At 55.3% G+C, this 16160-nt stretch carries 18 protein-coding genes and 1 pseudogene; 8 read left to right on the top strand and 11 right to left on the bottom strand.

Annotated elements, in window-relative coordinates; genetic code table 11:
• Positions 1-40: 40 nt before the first annotated feature.
• Entirely contained in the window at positions 41-1291 is a 1251-nt protein-coding gene (gene entS / locus PAT9B_RS02495; RefSeq protein ID WP_041525889.1) for an enterobactin transporter EntS, read from the top strand.
• On the opposite strand, the gene fepB is transcribed toward entS, so the two are convergent.
• Positions 1286-2251 carry a Fe2+-enterobactin ABC transporter substrate-binding protein gene (fepB, locus tag PAT9B_RS02490; RefSeq protein WP_013507680.1) on the bottom strand — a complete coding sequence of 322 codons (966 nt, stop codon included), beginning with the start codon at positions 2249-2251 and terminating at the stop codon, positions 1286-1288. The two genes, entS and fepB, sit on opposite strands and share 6 nt — an antisense overlap.
• Before the next feature lie 176 nt (positions 2252-2427).
• Here fepB and PAT9B_RS02485 point away from each other — a divergent pair, with 176 nt between their 5' ends.
• Genes PAT9B_RS02485 through PAT9B_RS02465 form a run of 5 tightly spaced genes read left to right on the top strand, consistent with a single transcriptional unit; the run spans position 2428 to position 7280 of the window.
• Positions 2428-3606 (top strand): isochorismate synthase, encoded by a 1179-nt coding sequence (locus PAT9B_RS02485; protein ID WP_013507679.1) that lies wholly within the window; start codon positions 2428-2430, stop codon positions 3604-3606.
• A 10-nt stretch (positions 3607-3616) separates the two neighbouring features.
• A complete protein-coding gene (locus PAT9B_RS02480) occupies positions 3617-5233 on the top strand; it encodes a (2,3-dihydroxybenzoyl)adenylate synthase (RefSeq protein WP_013507678.1) in 1617 nt (538 codons plus the stop codon).
• A 17-nt stretch (positions 5234-5250) separates the two neighbouring features.
• Positions 5251-6105, top strand: coding sequence for an isochorismatase family protein (locus PAT9B_RS02475; protein WP_013507677.1), 855 nt, complete (start codon positions 5251-5253; stop codon positions 6103-6105).
• Positions 6102-6860, top strand: coding sequence for a 2,3-dihydro-2,3-dihydroxybenzoate dehydrogenase (dhbA, locus tag PAT9B_RS02470; RefSeq protein ID WP_013507676.1), 759 nt, complete (start codon positions 6102-6104; stop codon positions 6858-6860). The genes PAT9B_RS02475 and dhbA overlap by 4 nt, the downstream gene beginning before the upstream one ends.
• Positions 6861-6863: 3 nt before the next feature.
• Positions 6864-7280, top strand: coding sequence for a hotdog fold thioesterase (locus PAT9B_RS02465; RefSeq protein WP_013507675.1), 417 nt, complete (start codon positions 6864-6866; stop codon positions 7278-7280).
• 173 nt (positions 7281-7453) lie between these two features.
• Here PAT9B_RS02465 and cgtA read toward each other — a convergent pair whose 3' ends face one another.
• The 3 genes from cgtA to rplU all read right to left on the bottom strand — a co-directional run bounded on the left by cgtA (position 7454) and on the right by rplU (position 9461).
• Positions 7454-8629 (bottom strand): Obg family GTPase CgtA, encoded by a 1176-nt coding sequence (cgtA, locus tag PAT9B_RS02460; RefSeq protein WP_013507674.1) that lies wholly within the window; start codon positions 8627-8629, stop codon positions 7454-7456.
• A 247-nt stretch (positions 8630-8876) separates the two neighbouring features.
• The gene (gene rpmA / locus PAT9B_RS02455; RefSeq protein ID WP_006121751.1) at positions 8877-9134 is read right to left on the bottom strand and encodes a 50S ribosomal protein L27; all 258 of its coding nucleotides are present in this window, start codon (positions 9132-9134) and stop codon (positions 8877-8879) included.
• A 15-nt stretch (positions 9135-9149) separates the two neighbouring features.
• Positions 9150-9461 (bottom strand): 50S ribosomal protein L21, encoded by a 312-nt coding sequence (rplU, locus tag PAT9B_RS02450; protein WP_013507673.1) that lies wholly within the window; start codon positions 9459-9461, stop codon positions 9150-9152.
• 255 nt (positions 9462-9716) lie between these two features.
• On the opposite strand from rplU, the gene ispB reads away from it, so the two are divergent.
• Positions 9717-10688 (top strand): octaprenyl diphosphate synthase, encoded by a 972-nt coding sequence (ispB, locus tag PAT9B_RS02445; protein ID WP_013507672.1) that lies wholly within the window; start codon positions 9717-9719, stop codon positions 10686-10688.
• A gap of 234 nt (positions 10689-10922) precedes the next feature.
• Positions 10923-11233: pseudogene (locus PAT9B_RS02440) on the top strand (helix-turn-helix domain-containing protein).
• Between the two features lie 58 nt (positions 11234-11291).
• Here PAT9B_RS02440 and murA read toward each other — a convergent pair.
• The 7 genes from murA to mlaF all read right to left on the bottom strand — a co-directional run bounded on the left by murA (position 11292) and on the right by mlaF (position 16068).
• The gene (gene murA, locus PAT9B_RS02435) at positions 11292-12551 is read right to left on the bottom strand and encodes a UDP-N-acetylglucosamine 1-carboxyvinyltransferase (RefSeq protein ID WP_013507670.1); all 1260 of its coding nucleotides are present in this window, start codon (positions 12549-12551) and stop codon (positions 11292-11294) included.
• A gap of 54 nt (positions 12552-12605) precedes the next feature.
• Positions 12606-12863, bottom strand: coding sequence for a BolA family iron metabolism protein IbaG (ibaG, locus tag PAT9B_RS02430; protein ID WP_013507669.1), 258 nt, complete (start codon positions 12861-12863; stop codon positions 12606-12608).
• Between the two features lie 115 nt (positions 12864-12978).
• Positions 12979-13284, bottom strand: coding sequence for a lipid asymmetry maintenance protein MlaB (mlaB, locus tag PAT9B_RS02425; RefSeq protein WP_013507668.1), 306 nt, complete (start codon positions 13282-13284; stop codon positions 12979-12981).
• Entirely contained in the window at positions 13284-13916 is a 633-nt protein-coding gene (mlaC, locus tag PAT9B_RS02420; RefSeq protein ID WP_013507667.1) for a phospholipid-binding protein MlaC, read from the bottom strand. Before mlaC ends, mlaB begins: the two co-directional genes overlap by 1 nt.
• Positions 13917-13935: 19 nt before the next feature.
• Positions 13936-14463 (bottom strand): outer membrane lipid asymmetry maintenance protein MlaD, encoded by a 528-nt coding sequence (gene mlaD / locus PAT9B_RS02415; RefSeq protein ID WP_013507666.1) that lies wholly within the window; start codon positions 14461-14463, stop codon positions 13936-13938.
• Positions 14464-14465: 2 nt separating this feature from the next.
• A complete protein-coding gene (gene mlaE / locus PAT9B_RS02410) occupies positions 14466-15248 on the bottom strand; it encodes a lipid asymmetry maintenance ABC transporter permease subunit MlaE (protein WP_013507665.1) in 783 nt (260 codons plus the stop codon).
• 4 nt (positions 15249-15252) lie between these two features.
• Positions 15253-16068 (bottom strand): phospholipid ABC transporter ATP-binding protein MlaF, encoded by an 816-nt coding sequence (mlaF, locus tag PAT9B_RS02405; protein ID WP_013507664.1) that lies wholly within the window; start codon positions 16066-16068, stop codon positions 15253-15255.
• Positions 16069-16160 lie beyond the last annotated feature (92 nt).

Below are 16160 nucleotides of genomic sequence, written 5' to 3'. Positions count from 1 at the left end.
TCGCGAAAGATGAGGAAAATTGGTGCAAAAAGGCGAAGAAATGAACAAACCCTCCCACTTTATCGATCTCTCTCTGCTTAAATCCCACCCGGCGTTTCGCGCGGTATTTATCGCCCGTTTTATCTCGATTGTCGCACTCGGCATGCTGGCTGTTGCGGTGCCGGTACAAATTCAACAGATGACAGCATCGTCCCTGTTGGTCGGACTCGGCGTCACGGTGGCCGCCTGCGGCATGTTTATCGGTTTGCTCACCGGCGGGGTGTTGGCCGATCGTTATGAACGGAAAAAATTGATTTTACTGGCGCGTTCCACCTGTGGGCTGGGTTTTGTCGGGCTGGCAATAAATGCCGCACTGCCTGAGCCTTCGCTGGCTGCGGTTTATCTGTTGGGGTTGTGGGATGGCTTTTTCGGTGCGATTGGCGTCACCGCGTTGCTGGCCGCAACACCGGCGCTGGTGGGACGCGAAAACCTGATGCAGGCTGGCGCGATCACCATGCTGTCGGTGCGCTTCGGCTCTATTCTGTCACCGGCCATTGCTGGCATGGTGATTGCCAGCGGCGGCGTGGTGTGGAACTTCGCCCTCGCAGCGCTGGGAACCTTGCTGACCGTACTGACCTTGCTCAAACTGCCGCTGCTGCCTCCCCCGCCCCAACCACGTGAACATCCCGTAAAGTCGCTGGTAACCGGTGTGCAATTTCTGTTTACCACCCCGCTGGTCGGCATGGCGGCGTTAATCGGCGCGCTGGTCACGCTGGCCAGCGCGATTCGCGTGTTGTATCCGGCACTGGCACCACATTGGGAGGTCAGTGCCGATCGGCTGGGATTGATGTTCTCGGCGGTGCCGCTGGGGGCCGCGATCGGCGCCTTGACCAGTGGTCGCTTAGCGCACGCCGCACGTCCTGGTTTATTGATTCTCAGTAGCGCCATCGCGTCTTTTCTGGCACTCGGGCTGTTTGGCCTGATGCCGAATTTTGCCCTCGCGCTGCTCTGCCTGGTGGCTTTCGGTTACTTCAGCTCAATCACCAGCCTGGTGCAGTACACCCTGATTCAGGCATTAACTCCCGATGCACTGCTGGGACGTATTAACAGCCTATGGACGGCACAAAACGTTACCGGAGATGCGCTGGGCGCAGCGCTGATTGGCGGGATAGGCACTTGGTTGTTACCCCAGCAGGCCGCCGCGGTGTTTGGCTTCGCTGCTACCCTGCTGGGCATGCTGATGTGGTTAGTGATGGGACGTTTACGTCACTATCAACCGCCAGCCGCTACGCTGGCGGAACAGACATCATGACTTCACAAACAGTGTTTCCAGGCGAGCCAGCAGGTTGCTGGCGCTGAAGTAGTCGAGGCGGAAGCTATCAACACCCAGTGCATAAACCTGCTGCTGCGTGACGGCGGCGTTTTGTGCGAGGAACGGATTGCTCAGCACCGACTGGCGGGTTTTGTCATCGGCGGCAAATAACAGGAAGCTGTGTCCGGTCAGGCCGCTGGCGACATTTTCACCCGCGAGCTGAATGATGTCCTTACGCTGTCCCATGCTGTGGCTTTGCTGAATATTGGCCGGTGGCAGCGCCAGGGTGAAGCCCAACTGCTGCAACAATTTGCCCTGGGCCGATTCGGCGGTCCAGAGATTCACCGCACGTCCATCGCCATTCCACACCATGGCGGAAACCGGCTGCGGCGGTAATTTGATGGCTTTTTTCAGCGCCGCCTGACGATCGGCAAAGGCTTTAATATGCTGCGCCGCCTCGGTTTCATGGCCGGTGGCGTCACCCAGCAAGGTCATCAGGTCTTGCCAGCTTTTATCGTCGTAGTTGATCACCAGCGTCGGCGCAATGGCAGAAAGCTGACTCACCAGTTTGATAGCGGAATCATTCCCGGTGGCACTGACGATGATCAGATCCGGCGCTTCGGCGGCGATCGCTTCAGCGCTGGGTTCGCCAATATAGAGACGTTTTACGCCGCGCTGTTTTGCCACCTCGCCCCACTGACGGAAAAAGCCCTGATCGTCAGACAGGCGGCTGTTGGGCACGGTGGCACCGGATGCAATCACCGGCGCATCAATCGCCAGCAGGGAGCCGGTCAGCGTGACGCTGGTTGAGACGATACGCTGGGGCGCTTTGGTTAACGTCACCACGCCCTGCTCAGTCTGAATTTTGCGCGGCCAGCCCTGTTCGGCACGCGCGAGGCCACTGAAAGCCTGTAAAATGAACAACAGGACAACTGTGCCCCATAAACCGCATTTATTCATAAGTTTTCATCCACCATTTAGCTTATTTCGGCCTTCGGCGTAAACGCCGGAAAACGCTTAAAGATAAGGGAGCACCCGCGAATTGTTTGACTCTTTAGGCCATTCGACGTAGGTTACAGGGCCATAATAAAAATGATAATCATTCTTAATAATCTTATCATTTATAGGTGAAAATTATGGTGGAATCCTCCACGTTTGAAAATGCCTGGCTGAAGGATTTTTCCGCTCTTTGCCGCGGATTCCTGTTCACATCCCCCTGGCAGAGCCTGGTTACTCAAGGTTGTTACACCACCCTGACCGAACCGGTTCAGGATGCTGCCGCGTTGGACGGTGATTTTCAGCAACAGCTGCGCCAGCATTTTGCTGCGGCGAAAAAGCAGGGGATCGCGAAGCCCATTCTGGTCGGTGCCATCCCGTTTGATGTCAGCCAACCTGCTGCCTTGTTTATTCCTGAGTCCCATCAGACCTTTAAGCGTGCGGATTTGCTGGCCGCATTACCGACTGAACTGAGCGCCCTGCCCGCGGTACGGCGTCGTGCGGCGGTACCGGATCATGACGTCTTTACCAACATGGTGGCCGATGCGGTGGCAGCCACCCAACGCGGCGAGCTCGACAAAGTGGTCCTGTCGCGTTTGATGGATATCGTGACGGAGCAGCCCGTAGATAGCGCGGCGCTGATGCAGCGGGTGATAGCGCAAAACCCCAACAGCTACCATTTCCATCTGCCGTTGCCGCAGGGTGGTGTACTGCTGGGTGCCAGCCCGGAACTGATGCTGCGTAAACAGGGGCGTGATTTCAGCTCTTGTCCTCTCGCCGGTTCCGCACGTCGCGATAGCGATAGCCAAACCGACCGCGCAGCCGGCGAAACCCTGATGAACTCCAGTAAAGATCGGCACGAACATCAGCTGGTCACCGATGCGATGCGCAGCACGCTGCAACCGCGCAGCCGTCTGCTGTCGGTGCCGACGGTGCCTTCGCTTCTCACCACCTCAACGTTATGGCATCTCGCCACGCAGATTGATGGTGAAGTGCAGGACACGCGCGAAAATGCCTTGTCCCTCGCCTGCCTGCTGCATCCCACTCCGGCGCTCAGCGGTTTCCCGCATCAGCAGGCGCTACAGCTGATTCAACAGCTGGAACCGTTCGATCGTCAGCTATTTGGCGGCATCGTCGGCTGGTGTGATGACGAAGGCAACGGCGAATGGGTCGTCACCATCCGTTGCGGTACGGTACACGACACCCGCGTGCGCCTGTTCGCCGGTGCCGGGATTGTGGCCGACTCTCAACCCGAATCAGAATGGCGCGAAACTGGCGTGAAACTGGACACCATGTTGCGCGCTTTTGGACTGCAATAAAGGAAACACCATGAGTATTCCCTATAACCGCTGGCCTGACGATCTCGCCGCACGTTACCGTGAAAAAGGCTATTGGCTCGACGTGCCAATGACTGACATCCTGGCGCGTCAGCAGCAGAATGACGCGATCGCGGTGATCGACGGCGAACGCCAAATCAGCTACCGCGAAATGCATCAGCTGACCGACAATCTGGCGGCAGCGTTGCAACGTCGCGGTTTGAAAACCGGCGATACCGCGCTGGTACAGCTCGGCAACGTGGCGGATTTCTATCTGACCCTGTTTGCCTTATTTAAAATCGGCGTGGCCCCCGTCAATGCCCTTTTCAGCCATCAGCGAACCGAAATGACCGCCTACGCGGCACAGATTGAACCGGTGCTGCTGATTGCCGATCGTACCCATCCGCTGTTCGCGGATGACAGCTTTATCGATGTGCTGTGCCGCAACCATCCCTCATTGCAGCAAGTGATTCTGCGCAATGACAGCCAAGCGGAAAACACCCTGGAAGCGCTGCTGGCAGAAAAAGCGGGCGATTTTAGCCCGACGCCCAGCGCCGGTGATGAAGTGGCCTTCTTCCAGCTTTCTGGCGGCAGTACCGGTACACCGAAACTGATCCCACGCACCCACAATGATTACTACTACAGCATTCGCGGCAGCGTGGATATTTGCGCCGTAACCGATCGTACCCGCTATCTGGTGGCGCTGCCTGCGGCACATAACTTCCCGATGAGTTCGCCCGGCGCACTCGGCGTGTTTTACGCCGGTGGTCAGGTGGTACTGGCTGCCGATCCCAGCGCGACGCTGTGCTTTCCGTTAATCGAAAAGCATCAGATCACCGATACCGGCCTGGTGCCGCCAGCAGTGAGCCTGTGGTTACAGGCGATTCAGGAATGGGGCAGCAACAAACAGCTGGCCTCACTGGAACGGATGCAGGTCGGTGGCGCGAAGTTGGGTGAAACCCTTGCGTCCCGCATCCAGCAGGAGATCGGCTGCCGTCTGCAACAGGTGTTCGGGATGGCGGAAGGGCTGGTGAACTACACCCGCTTTGACGACGATGAGCAAACTATCCTCACCACGCAGGGACGCCCCATTTCTGACGATGATGAAGTGTGGGTCGCCGATGCCGACGGCAATGCGCTGCCGGTGGGTGAAGTGGGTCGTCTGATGACACGCGGTCCTTATACCTTCCGGGGTTACTATCGCAGCCCGGAGCATAACGCCGCCAGCTTTGATGCCGACGGGTTTTACTGTTCCGGCGATCTGATTGAGATCAACCCGCAGGGTTACATCACCGTGCAAGGGCGCGAGAAAGATCAGATCAACCGTGGCGGCGAAAAGATCGCCGCAGAAGAGATTGAAAACCTGCTGCAACGCCACCCGGATGTGATTCACGCCGCACTGGTGTCCATGAATGATGAGCTGATGGGTGAAAAGAGCTGTGCGTTTATTGTCGCCAGCCAGCCGATTAAGCCGGTGGTGCTGCGTCGCCATCTGCGTGAACTGGGCGTTGCCGAGTTCAAATTACCCGATCGTATTACCTGCGTAGACGCCCTGCCGCTGACCCCGGTCGGTAAGGTGGATAAAAAACGTCTGCGCCAACAACTTGCCGATCAACAAGCGCAAGCCTGACCTGTACCGGAGATTGTATGGCTATTCCAAAATTGACCTCTTATCCGCTGCCGACCACCACCGAGTTGCCTGCCAACAAGGTGAAATGGACGCTGGAGCCGCAACGCGCGGCACTGCTGATTCACGATATGCAGGCCTATTTCCTTAATTTTTGGGGCGAAAACAGCCCCCTGGTGAATCAGGTTGTCGAAAATATCGCCCGTCTGCGTGCCTACTGCAAAGCGCAGGGCATTCCGGTGTTCTATACCGCACAGCCCAACCAACAGAGCGATGAAGATCGTGCGTTGCTGAATGACATGTGGGGACCTGGCCTGAACAAGCATCCCGATCAACAGAAGATCGTGGATGCACTGGCCCCGGATCAGGACGATCATGTGCTGACCAAATGGCGCTACAGTGCCTTCCATCGCTCGCCGCTGGAGTCGATCCTGCAAGAGATGGGCCGCGATCAGTTGATCATTACCGGCGTGTACGCCCATATCGGCTGCCTGACCACCGCGACCGACGCTTTTATGCGTAACATTCAGCCATTTATGGTGGCCGATGCGCTGGCCGACTTCACCCGTGAAGAACATATGATGGCGCTGACCTACACCGCTGGTCGTAGTGGCAAAGTGGTGATGACCGCCGATCTGATGCCGCTGCCGCTGAGTAAAGATGAGCTGCGTGCCCTGATCCTGCCGCTGCTGGAAGATGACGATGTGCCGGAAGACGATGAGAACCTGATTGATTACGGTCTTGATTCCGTGCGGGTGATGGCGTTGGCAGCGCGCTGGCGTCAGGTGCACAGCGATATCGATTTCGTCAGCCTGGCGAAGAATCCCAGCATTGATGGCTGGTGGGCGTTGCTGTCGCGGGAGTCGGCAAAATGAGTCTGCCCTTTGATTTCAGTGGAAAAATTGTCTGGGTTACCGGTGCCGGTAAAGGCATTGGTTACCATACCGCGCTGGCTTTCCATCAGGCTGGTGCACAGGTGGTGGGTTTCGATCTGCATTTTGCACAGTCAGACTATCCGTTTGCCTGTCAGGTGATGAACGTCGCCGATGCCGCAGAAGTCAAATCCGTTTGCCAGCGCCTGCTGGCCGAGCAGCCTCGTCTTGATGTGCTGGTGAACGGTGCTGGCATTCTGCGTATTGGGAGTACCGAAGAACTGGCGTTTGAGGACTGGCAGGCTTGCCTGGCGGTCAACGCCGGTGGGGCGTTTAATATGTTCCAGCAAACGCTGCCGGTGTTCCGTCAGCAGCGGGCCGGAGCCATTGTGACCATCGCTTCCAATGCCGCCCATGCGCCACGCCTTGGCATGTCTGCCTATGGCGCATCCAAAGCCGCGCTGCGCAGCCTGTGTCTCACCGTAGGTCTGGAAATGGCCCCGCTGGGCGTGCGCTGCAATATCGTGTCGCCAGGATCGACCGATACCGACATGCAACGCAGCCTGTGGCATACGCCGGAAGCCGAACAGGAGATGATCAACGGCTTCCAGGATCAATATAAGCTCGGGATCCCGCTGCGAAAGATCGCTAAACCGCAGGAGATCGCCGCCAATATTCTGTTCCTTGCTTCCGATCTCGCCAGCCATGTGGTACTCCAGGATATCGTGGTGGACGGTGGCGCGACGCTGGGAGCCTGATGCATGGTAATCTGGAAACGATCGATAGAACTGGATGAACTGAACCGGATGGGTGAGAACTCGCTGGTGGCGCATCTGGGCATTGTGTTTACCCTGATCGGCGATGATTACCTCGAAGCCATCATGCCGGTGGATACACGCACGCAGCAGCCATTTGGTTTGTTGCACGGTGGGGCATCGGTGGTGCTGGCGGAATCGATGGGATCGATTGCCGGTTATCTCAGCGTGGAAGAGGGAAAAAGCGTCGTGGGGATTGAGGTGAGTGCCAGTCATCACCGCGCGGTCAGCAGCGGCGAAGTGCGTGGTATCTGCCGACCCTTGCATCTCGGTGCGCGTAATCAAAGCTGGCAGATTGAGATTCGCAACGGACGCGATCAGTTGTGCTGTAGTAGCCGTTTGACGGTGGCAGTGCTCGGGTAATGCTGCTCGCTGATGCCCTCACCCCGGCCCTCTCCCGCAAGCGGGAGAGGGAGAAGGAGAGGGAGAGGGAGAGGGAGAAGAGATGCTGACCAGTTCCCTCTCCCGCTTGCGGGAGAGGGTTAGGGTGAGGGGGAAAAAAAAGCGGCCATCTGGCCGCTTTTTTGCTGGGGCAATTAACGCTGGTAAATGATTTCGACGCCTTCGTCGTCGTCCTCGTCCCAGTCGTCATCCCAGTCTTCGTCTTCTTCCACTTCCTGCGCGTTTTCCATCGCTTCACGGTGGTAATCATCCCACATGAAAGCCACTTTCTCCGGCTCTTTCGCTTCTTCCTCGACCTCTTTCGGGTTAGCGATGATGAAGCTCATCACGTCCCAGCACAGGTCGTTGACGCCATTACGGCTGGCAGCAGAAATCAGATAGTATTTATCTTCCCAGCCAAGGGCTTCTGCAATCGCTTTAGCGCGGCTTTCGGCTTCTTCACGGCTCAGCAGGTCAGTTTTGTTAAACACCAGCCAGCGCGGCTTCTGGTACAGTTTATCGCTGTACTTTTCCAGCTCGCCAAGGATGATGCGCGCGTTTTCCACCGGATCAGACTCGTCAATTGGCGCGATGTCGATCAGGTGCAACAAGACGCGGCAGCGTTCGAGGTGTTTCAGGAAGCGAATACCGAGACCAGCACCTTCAGCAGCGCCTTCAATCAGGCCCGGGATGTCGGCGACCACAAAGCTTTTTTCGCTGTCCATACGTACCACGCCGAGGCTTGGTACCAGGGTGGTAAACGGATAATCAGCAACTTTTGGCTTAGCCGCAGAGACCGCGCGAATAAAGGTCGATTTACCGGCATTTGGCAAACCGAGCATACCGACATCAGCCAGCAGCATCAGCTCCAGTTGCAGGTCACGCTTTTCGCCCGGCGTACCCATGGTTTTCTGGCGTGGCGTGCGGTTCACAGACGATTTAAAACGGGTGTTACCCAGACCATGCCAGCCGCCTTTGGCGACCATCAATTTCTGGTCATGGCGCGTCATATCGCCCAGCGTTTCACCGGTGCCCTGATCGATAACACGCGTACCGACAGGCACTTTGACGATGATGTCTTTACCACGTTTGCCGGTACAGTCACGGCTCTGACCATTCTGGCCACGCTCAGCACGGAAAGATTTTTCGAAACGATAATCGATCAGGGTGTTCAGGTTTTCATCAGCCAGCAGGTAAACGTCGCCGCCATCGCCGCCGTCACCACCGTCCGGGCCACCTTTCGGAATGTATTTTTCGCGGCGGAAGCTGACGCAACCATTACCGCCATCACCCGCAACCGCCAGGATCGTCGCTTCATCAACAAACTTCATTTTCTTTCTCCGTCACACTAACGTTCACAACAGGTGTCCTGACTGCGAACGGGTCCGCCAGGGTCTTCTGCGCTGACCGGCGGCGGATAATACAGGATTGGCAATGCCTTGTGTACATAAATTGTACAGCATTCTGCTTCAGGATGCAGGCTCAGGCGCGCTCCGCAGCAGAATGTAAAAAGCCCCGCAAAGCTGCGGGGCCTTTCATTCGTTCGTTCAGACGTTAACCGTCTGCGTCACGACAACCTTACTCAGCAACGATGCTGATGTATTTACGGTTGTTCGGACCTTTAACTTCGAATTTTACTTTGCCGTCTGCGGTAGCAAACAGGGTGTGGTCACGACCACAACCTACGTTGTTACCCGCGTGGAATTTAGTACCACGCTGACGAACGATGATGCTACCTGCCAGAACAGATTCGCCACCGAAACGTTTTACACCCAGACGTTTTGCATTGGAGTCACGACCGTTACGAGTCGAGCCACCAGCCTTTTTATGTGCCATTTGTCAGATCTCCTCTTAGGCGCTGATGCCAGTGATTTTCACATCAGTGAACCACTGACGGTGGCCCTGCTGCTTACGGTAGTGCTTACGACGACGAAACTTAACGATCTTAATTTTCTCGCCACGACCATGAGCAACAACTTCTGCTTTGATCACGCCGCCTGAAACCAGTGGCGCGCCGATTTTCACGTCTTCGCCATTTGCAATCATCAGAACCTGGTCGAACTCGATGGTTTCACCGGTTGCGATGTCCAGCTTTTCCAGGCGAACGGTCTGACCTTCGCTTACTCGGTGTTGTTTACCACCACTTTGGAAAACCGCGTACATATAAAACTCCGCTTCTGCGCTTGCCTTTTTGTTTATCAGGCGGCGCTATAAATATTCACAATAGGGCGCGAATTCTACGCAAATCTCCAGAAGAAGACAAGTGCACTTTGCACTCTCTTGCAGAAAAAAAGCGCAGGATGAATGCAAACGTTTATCAAGCCGATTTTTCAAGTACAATCAGTAACAGATTACCTGAACTCACGCTGGGTAAAAGCGCTTACCATGCCGAGAAACGAGTCATAGCTGAACAGACGAATGAACTTAGAACAGATAAATGAATTAACCGCGCAGGACATGGCGGCCGTCAACCAGACCATCCTCGACCAGCTGAATTCAGATGTCTCGCTGATTAACCAGTTGGGTTATTACATCATCAGCGGTGGCGGAAAACGCATCCGCCCGATGATTGCTGTGCTGTCAGCACGTGCACTGAATTACCAGGGTTCGCAACATATCACCAATGCGGCGCTGATCGAATTTATCCACACCGCCACCCTGCTCCATGACGATGTGGTGGATGAATCCGATATGCGCCGGGGCAAAGCCACGGCCAATGCCGCATTTGGCAACGCCGCCAGCGTGCTGGTCGGTGATTTTATTTATACCCGCGCGTTCCAGATGATGACCAGCATGGGATCCTTAAAGATCCTCGCATTGATGTCAGAAGCCGTTAACGTGATCGCCGAAGGCGAAGTGTTACAGCTGATGAACGTTAATGATCCTGACATCACTGAAGAGAACTACATGCGGGTGATCTACAGCAAAACTGCCCGCCTGTTCGAAGCGGCGTCGCAGGCCTCCGCGATCCTCGCTGAAGCCACGCCAGCCCAGGAAAAAGCGCTCCAGGATTATGGACGCTATATTGGCACCGCTTTCCAGTTAATTGACGATTTACTGGATTACAGCGCCGACGGGGAGACACTGGGCAAAAATACCGGTGATGACCTGAGCGAAGGCAAACCGACGCTGCCGTTACTGCATGCCATGCACCATGGCACGCCTGAGCAGGCGCAGATGATTCGCCGTGCGATTGAAGAAGGCAATGGTCGCCATTTACTGGAACCCGTGCTGGAAGCGATGCAACAATGCGGTTCCCTTGCATGGACACGTCAACGTGCGGAAGAAGAGGCGGATAAAGCCATTGCTGCGCTGAAAATCCTGCCAGAAACCCCGTGGCGTAGTGCACTCGAAGCCTTAGCCCATATGTCCGTCCAACGCGATTTTTAATCTCTATGGGGCCTTACATGGCCCCTTCTCGCTCTCATTTCTGCGCCATCCCTTTACATCGTTTGCAAAACTTTTGCGAAATATCACGCAGTTATCGATCATTACTTGAAACTTACTGGAAATTTCAGGAATCTTTTTGCTATAAATAACCATAGCTTTCCAGTTACCTCGACTCTGGAAAGGCACATCCTCCCGTTGGATACGTTAACAACATGGACAAGGAGTAGAAGGGTTATGCGCATAAGGAGAAAAGACTGGCATTCGGCTGACATCATTGCCCGGTTAAAAAAAAGGGGATGACCATGGCGGAATTGTCGCGACAGTCAGGTCTGAGTTCATCAACGCTGGCCAATGCCATTGTTCGCCCCTGGCCGAAAGGTGAGTGGTTGATTGCTGGAGCACTCAATCTTCATCCCGCCGAGATCTGGCCAAGCCGATATTATGATCCGAAGACACGCAGCTTACGCGATCGAAAAGTCCGTCTGCCCGCCGCAAAAGATCCTGAATCACCGTTAGATCCTGAAGCCCCCTTTGTGGATCTCTGAAGAAAAAAAACCAGCCGCATTACGCGACTGGTTTCTTCATTTCAAGCCGATAAGATCGTTATTCGCCGCTGACGCGTTCGATATTCGCACCCATCGCTTTCAGTTTGTCTTCAATGTGCTCGTAACCACGATCGATATGGTAGATACGATCCACCAGCGTGGTGCCTTCAGCGATACAACCCGCTAACACCAGGCTGGCCGACGCACGTAAATCAGTCGCCATGACCTGGGCACCGGAAAGCGTTTCAACGCCATGACAGATCGCCGTGTTGCTTTCGATTTCCGCGTGTGCGCCCATACGAATCAGCTCAGGGATATGCATAAAGCGGTTTTCGAAAATGGTCTCGGTGATCACACCTGTGCCTTCTGCCACCAGGTTAAGCAGAGTGAACTGTGCCTGCATGTCAGTCGGGAAACCCGGATGCGGGGCAGTACGCACGTTGACAGCTTTCGGGCGCTTACCGTGCATGTCGAGGCTGATCCAGTCTTCACCGGTTTCGATTTCTGCCCCTGCGTCACGCAATTTAGCCAGCACGGCATCCAGCGTATCCGGCTGAGTGTTGCGGCACAGCACTTTGCCACGTGAAATCGCGGCGGCCACCAGGAAAGTACCGGTTTCGATACGATCCGGCAGTACACGGTACACACCGCCACCCAGGCGCTCTACCCCTTCGATGGTGATTTTATCTGTACCCGCACCGCTGATTTTCGCACCCAGGGTGTTCAGGAAGTTTGCCGTATCAACAATTTCCGGCTCACGAGCAGCGTTTTCAATGATGGTTGTACCGGTCGCCAGGGTTGCCGCACTCATGATAGTCACGGTGGCGCCCACGCTCACTTTGTCCATCACGATATGCGCGCCTTTCAGACGGCCATCAACGGAGGCTTTAACATAGCCCTCTTCCAGTTTGATCTCCGCTCCCAGTTGCTCAAGGCCGGTGATGTGAAGATCGACCGGACGCGCGCCAATGGCACAGCCCCCCGGCAGAGAAACCTGTCCCTGACCAAAACGCGCGACCAGCGGACCCAGCGCCCAGATAGAAGCACGCATGGTTTTGACCAGGTCATACGGCGCACAGAAAACATTAACTTCGCGCGCATCAACGTGTACCGAACCATTACGTTCAACTTTCGCACCCAGCTGGCTCAGCAGCTTCATGGTGGTGTCGATGTCACGCAGTTTCGGCACATTCTGAATCTCTACCGGCTCTTCAGCCAGCAGTGCTGCAAACAGAATAGGTAACGCAGCATTCTTCGCCCCGGAGATGGTGACTTCACCACTCAAACGGGTAGGGCCTTGCACACGAAATTTGTCCATTAACATGGTTCTCAATATCCATCCCAACAAGCCCGCCTGAGCAGGCTTGTGCGCTTAGAAACCGTTCAGTTTCCGATCGCGCGCCCACTCGGCAGGGGTATAAGTTTTAATAGAAACCGCATGAATGCGATTATCCGCAATATATTCCATCAGCGGCGCGTAAACGGCCTGCTGCTTTTTTACCCGGCTCAGCTCACCAAACAGCTCACCGACGGCAATCACCTGAAAGTGGCTGCCATCATTGCTGAGGACGTGTACTTCGTCTAAAGGCAGTGCCTGCATCAGCACAGCCTGAACTTCACTATTTTCCATCGCTCTTTGCTTCAAGTTAATAAGAATAAGCCAGACATCTTAGAGGAAAGTTCCTGACTCTTAAATACGCAAAAGCCCCTGAAAGCATCAGGGGCTTTATGGATGTGGAGAATGATTAGGCTGTTTTTTCCGCAGAAACAATTATCTGCTGCAAGTTATACAGCGTAATCAGAGACTGGAGTTTATCGGTAATGCCGCTAAAGCAGGGCGTGCTACCTTGTGCACGGACGATTTCACGCAAATGCACCAGCAGGGCCAGACCGGCTGAATCTACGCGGTCCAACGCCGCCACATCGATGGTATCAATACCCACCATGGCCGTGTCGCGCTGACGCCATAAGGCCAGCAGCGTTTCGCGATCCAGTTTGCCGCTCAGGGCCAGAGTGCTGGCAGTACGCTGCCAGCGTAACGGTTCGCTCATTATTGCTGCTTATCCAGAGAGATAGGCTGTGCCGCTGACGCCTTCAACTGCGCAGTCAGACCATCAATACCTTTGGTACGCAGCAGATCGCCCCACTCGTTCTGTTTAGTGGTGATCATACTGATGCCTTCCGCCACCATGTCATAAGCCTGCCAGTCGCCGGTGCGGGTGTTCTTACGCCACTGGAAATCAAGACGGACCGGCGGACGGCCATTGGGATCAACAATTGTCACGCGAATCGCCACGATGTTGGCATCGCCAATCGGCTGCTCCGGTTGGATTTGGTAGGTCTGACCATGGTACAGGGCCAGTGCCTGACCATAAGCCTGCGCCAGATACTCACCAAAAGCCTCAAAGTAAGCATCACGCTGCGCAGGGGTCGCGTCACGGTAGTAACGTCCCAGCACCAGTGCACCGGCGTATTTGATCTGAACATACGGCAGCAATTCCTGGCGCACGATATCGCGCAGGTAGTTCGGATCTTGCTTGATCTTAGGCTGCTCGTTTTTCAGGCGGGTAAAGGTTTTCGCCGCCGCTTCATTCATCAGTTTATAGGGATTGCTCTGGTCCGCGGCCGTAGCGGCCAGGGGAACGATGGCCAGCATGGCAATCATCAGTAAACGTTTAAACATCGTGTTGTACCTCTTGGGATTATTCCGTTGCTGCAGGCGCGCTCTCCGCACCCTGTTGTTTGTTATCGTTTTTGTTGTCGCCGCTCTTATACAAGAACTGGCCGATCAAATCTTCCAACACCAGCGCCGATTTGGTATCGCGCAACGTGTCACCATCTTTCAGCATAGCGGAACCGAGATCCGGGTCATCAAAGCCCAGATTCAGTGCCAGGAACTGCTCACCCAGTAACCCCTGGGTGCGGATCGCCAGTGAACTGGTGTCCGGGATTTTGTCAGCGTATTGATCGCTGATCGCCATCGTGACGCGCGGTGACAGAGTTTTGTCATCCAGCGAAATATCGGTCACACGGCCAATCACCACCCCACCCACCTTGACCGGTGAGCTGACTTTCAGGCCGCCGATATTATCGAAAGTGGCATACAGCTTCCATGTGGGTTCAGTCCCCAGCGACTTCAGGTCGGCAACACGCAGGCTGAGAAACAGCAGTGCCAGCAGTGCCAGCAGCATGAAGACGCCTACCCAAATTTCGTTTTTCTTGCTTTGCATTGTTATTTCCCAAACATCAGTGCTGTCAGCACAAAATCCAATCCGAGTACCGCCAGTGAAGCGTGCACCACGGTACGCGTCGTTGCCCGACTGATCCCTTCCGAGGTCGGGATGGCATCATAGCCATTAAACAGCGCAATCCAGGTCACCGTAATGGCGAAGACTGCGCTTTTGATAATGCAGTTGATGATATCAGTGCGGAAATCCACGGCATTCTGCATCGCGGACCAGAAGAACCCCGGATCGATCCCTTTCCAGCTAACGCCCACCAACGCACCACCGGCAATCCCCACCGCGGTGAAGATCAGCGCCAGCAGTGGCATGCTAATGAAACCGGCCCAGAAACGCGGTGACACCACCCGGCGCAGCGGATCAACCGCCATCATCTCCATGCTGGAGAGTTGCTCCGTTGCCTTCATCAGGCCAATTTCTGCGGTCAACGCCGAACCGGCACGTCCGGCGAACAGCAGTGCGGTCACCACCGGACCAAGTTCGCGGAGCAGCGATAACGCCACCAACATGCCAAGACTGGTTTCCGCGCTGTAAGTGGTCAGGACCAGATAGCCCTGCAATCCCAGCACCATGCCGATAAACAGCCCGGACACCATGATGATCAGCAGGGACATGACGCCCACGCTATAGAGTTGCTTAACCAGCAATGGCGCATGTTTGCGAAACGCGGGTTTACCCACCAGCGCATGAAACAGCATCATCCCTGCCCGGCCAAACGCCGCACAGGTGTTTATCCCCTGACGTCCGAGTGACGCCAGCGCCTGTAACAACATCAGTTTAGGTTCTCCCTACATGGGTCAAGTCAGCCAGATAATCCCCGGCTGGAAAGCGGAACGGCACCGGGCCATCCGCATGCCCTTCAATAAACTGGCGCACACGTGGATCGGCGTTTTGCCGCAATTCAGGCGCGCTTCCCTGAGCAATAATTTTTTGCCCGGCAACAATATAGGCATGATCGGCAATGCTCAAGACCTCTGGCACATCGTGCGAAACCACAATGCAGGTCACACCCAGCGAATGGTTCAGTTCATCGATCAATTTTACCAGCACGCCCATGGTGATCGGGTCCTGCCCGACAAAGGGTTCATCGAACATGATCAGATCCGGTTCCAGCGCAATGGCACGCGCCAGCGCAGCACGGCGCGCCATACCGCCTGACAGTTCCGCCGGTTTCAGCTTGGCCGCACCACGCAACCCCACCGCTTCCAGCTTCATCATCACCGTACTGTGCAACAGCTCCGGCGGTAATTGCGTATGCTCGCGCAGCGGCCAGGCGACGTTATCAAAGACGCTGAGATCGGTAAAAAGTGCACCCGACTGGAACAACATGCTCATTTTTTTACGCACTTCATACAATCTGCGGCGTGAAAGTGAGGGGATGTTTTCATTGTTAAACCAGATTTCACCTTTATCAGGTTGCAGCTGGCCGCCAATCAAACGAAGCAACGTGGTTTTACCAATACCCGACGGTCCCATAATGGCGGTAACTTTACCCGCCGGTACGGTTAAGGAGATGTCGTCGAAAATGGTACGATCTCCGCGCGAAAAGCTCACGCCACGAACCTCAACCAGATTCGTTTGTTGCTGGATCATCTTTACCTCTTAATGGGGATCGGGCGTTATCGTGTCCGGGGATGGTAGCCTGTAAGGCCGTCATGCACGAGAGTTTTACAGAAACTTACCCA

Source organism: Pantoea sp. At-9b, from assembly GCF_000175935.2.
Classification (GTDB): Bacteria; Pseudomonadota; Gammaproteobacteria; order Enterobacterales; family Enterobacteriaceae; genus Pantoea.
The sequence above is the reverse complement of the archived record's forward strand: the minus strand, read 5'-3'. Positions and strand labels throughout refer to the sequence as shown.

Bases quoted from the DNA above. Each gene is read 5' to 3' on its own strand.
- entS (WP_041525889.1), top strand. From the start codon at position 41: ATGAACAAACCCTCCCACTTTATCGATCTCTCTCTGCTTAAATCCCAC.
- fepB (WP_013507680.1), bottom strand. From the start codon at position 2,251: ATGAATAAATGCGGTTTATGGGGCACAGTTGTCCTGTTGTTCATTTTA.
- PAT9B_RS02485 (WP_013507679.1), top strand. From the start codon at position 2,428: ATGGTGGAATCCTCCACGTTTGAAAATGCCTGGCTGAAGGATTTTTCC.
- PAT9B_RS02480 (WP_013507678.1), top strand. From the start codon at position 3,617: ATGAGTATTCCCTATAACCGCTGGCCTGACGATCTCGCCGCACGTTAC.
- PAT9B_RS02475 (WP_013507677.1), top strand. From the start codon at position 5,251: ATGGCTATTCCAAAATTGACCTCTTATCCGCTGCCGACCACCACCGAG.
- dhbA (WP_013507676.1), top strand. From the start codon at position 6,102: ATGAGTCTGCCCTTTGATTTCAGTGGAAAAATTGTCTGGGTTACCGGT.
- PAT9B_RS02465 (WP_013507675.1), top strand. From the start codon at position 6,864: ATGGTAATCTGGAAACGATCGATAGAACTGGATGAACTGAACCGGATG.
- cgtA (WP_013507674.1), bottom strand. From the start codon at position 8,629: ATGAAGTTTGTTGATGAAGCGACGATCCTGGCGGTTGCGGGTGATGGC.
- rpmA (WP_006121751.1), bottom strand. From the start codon at position 9,134: ATGGCACATAAAAAGGCTGGTGGCTCGACTCGTAACGGTCGTGACTCC.
- rplU (WP_013507673.1), bottom strand. From the start codon at position 9,461: ATGTACGCGGTTTTCCAAAGTGGTGGTAAACAACACCGAGTAAGCGAA.
- ispB (WP_013507672.1), top strand. From the start codon at position 9,717: ATGAACTTAGAACAGATAAATGAATTAACCGCGCAGGACATGGCGGCC.
- murA (WP_013507670.1), bottom strand. From the start codon at position 12,551: ATGGACAAATTTCGTGTGCAAGGCCCTACCCGTTTGAGTGGTGAAGTC.
- ibaG (WP_013507669.1), bottom strand. From the start codon at position 12,863: ATGGAAAATAGTGAAGTTCAGGCTGTGCTGATGCAGGCACTGCCTTTA.
- mlaB (WP_013507668.1), bottom strand. From the start codon at position 13,284: ATGAGCGAACCGTTACGCTGGCAGCGTACTGCCAGCACTCTGGCCCTG.
- mlaC (WP_013507667.1), bottom strand. From the start codon at position 13,916: ATGTTTAAACGTTTACTGATGATTGCCATGCTGGCCATCGTTCCCCTG.
- mlaD (WP_013507666.1), bottom strand. From the start codon at position 14,463: ATGCAAAGCAAGAAAAACGAAATTTGGGTAGGCGTCTTCATGCTGCTG.
- mlaE (WP_013507665.1), bottom strand. From the start codon at position 15,248: ATGTTGTTACAGGCGCTGGCGTCACTCGGACGTCAGGGGATAAACACC.
- mlaF (WP_013507664.1), bottom strand. From the start codon at position 16,068: ATGATCCAGCAACAAACGAATCTGGTTGAGGTTCGTGGCGTGAGCTTT.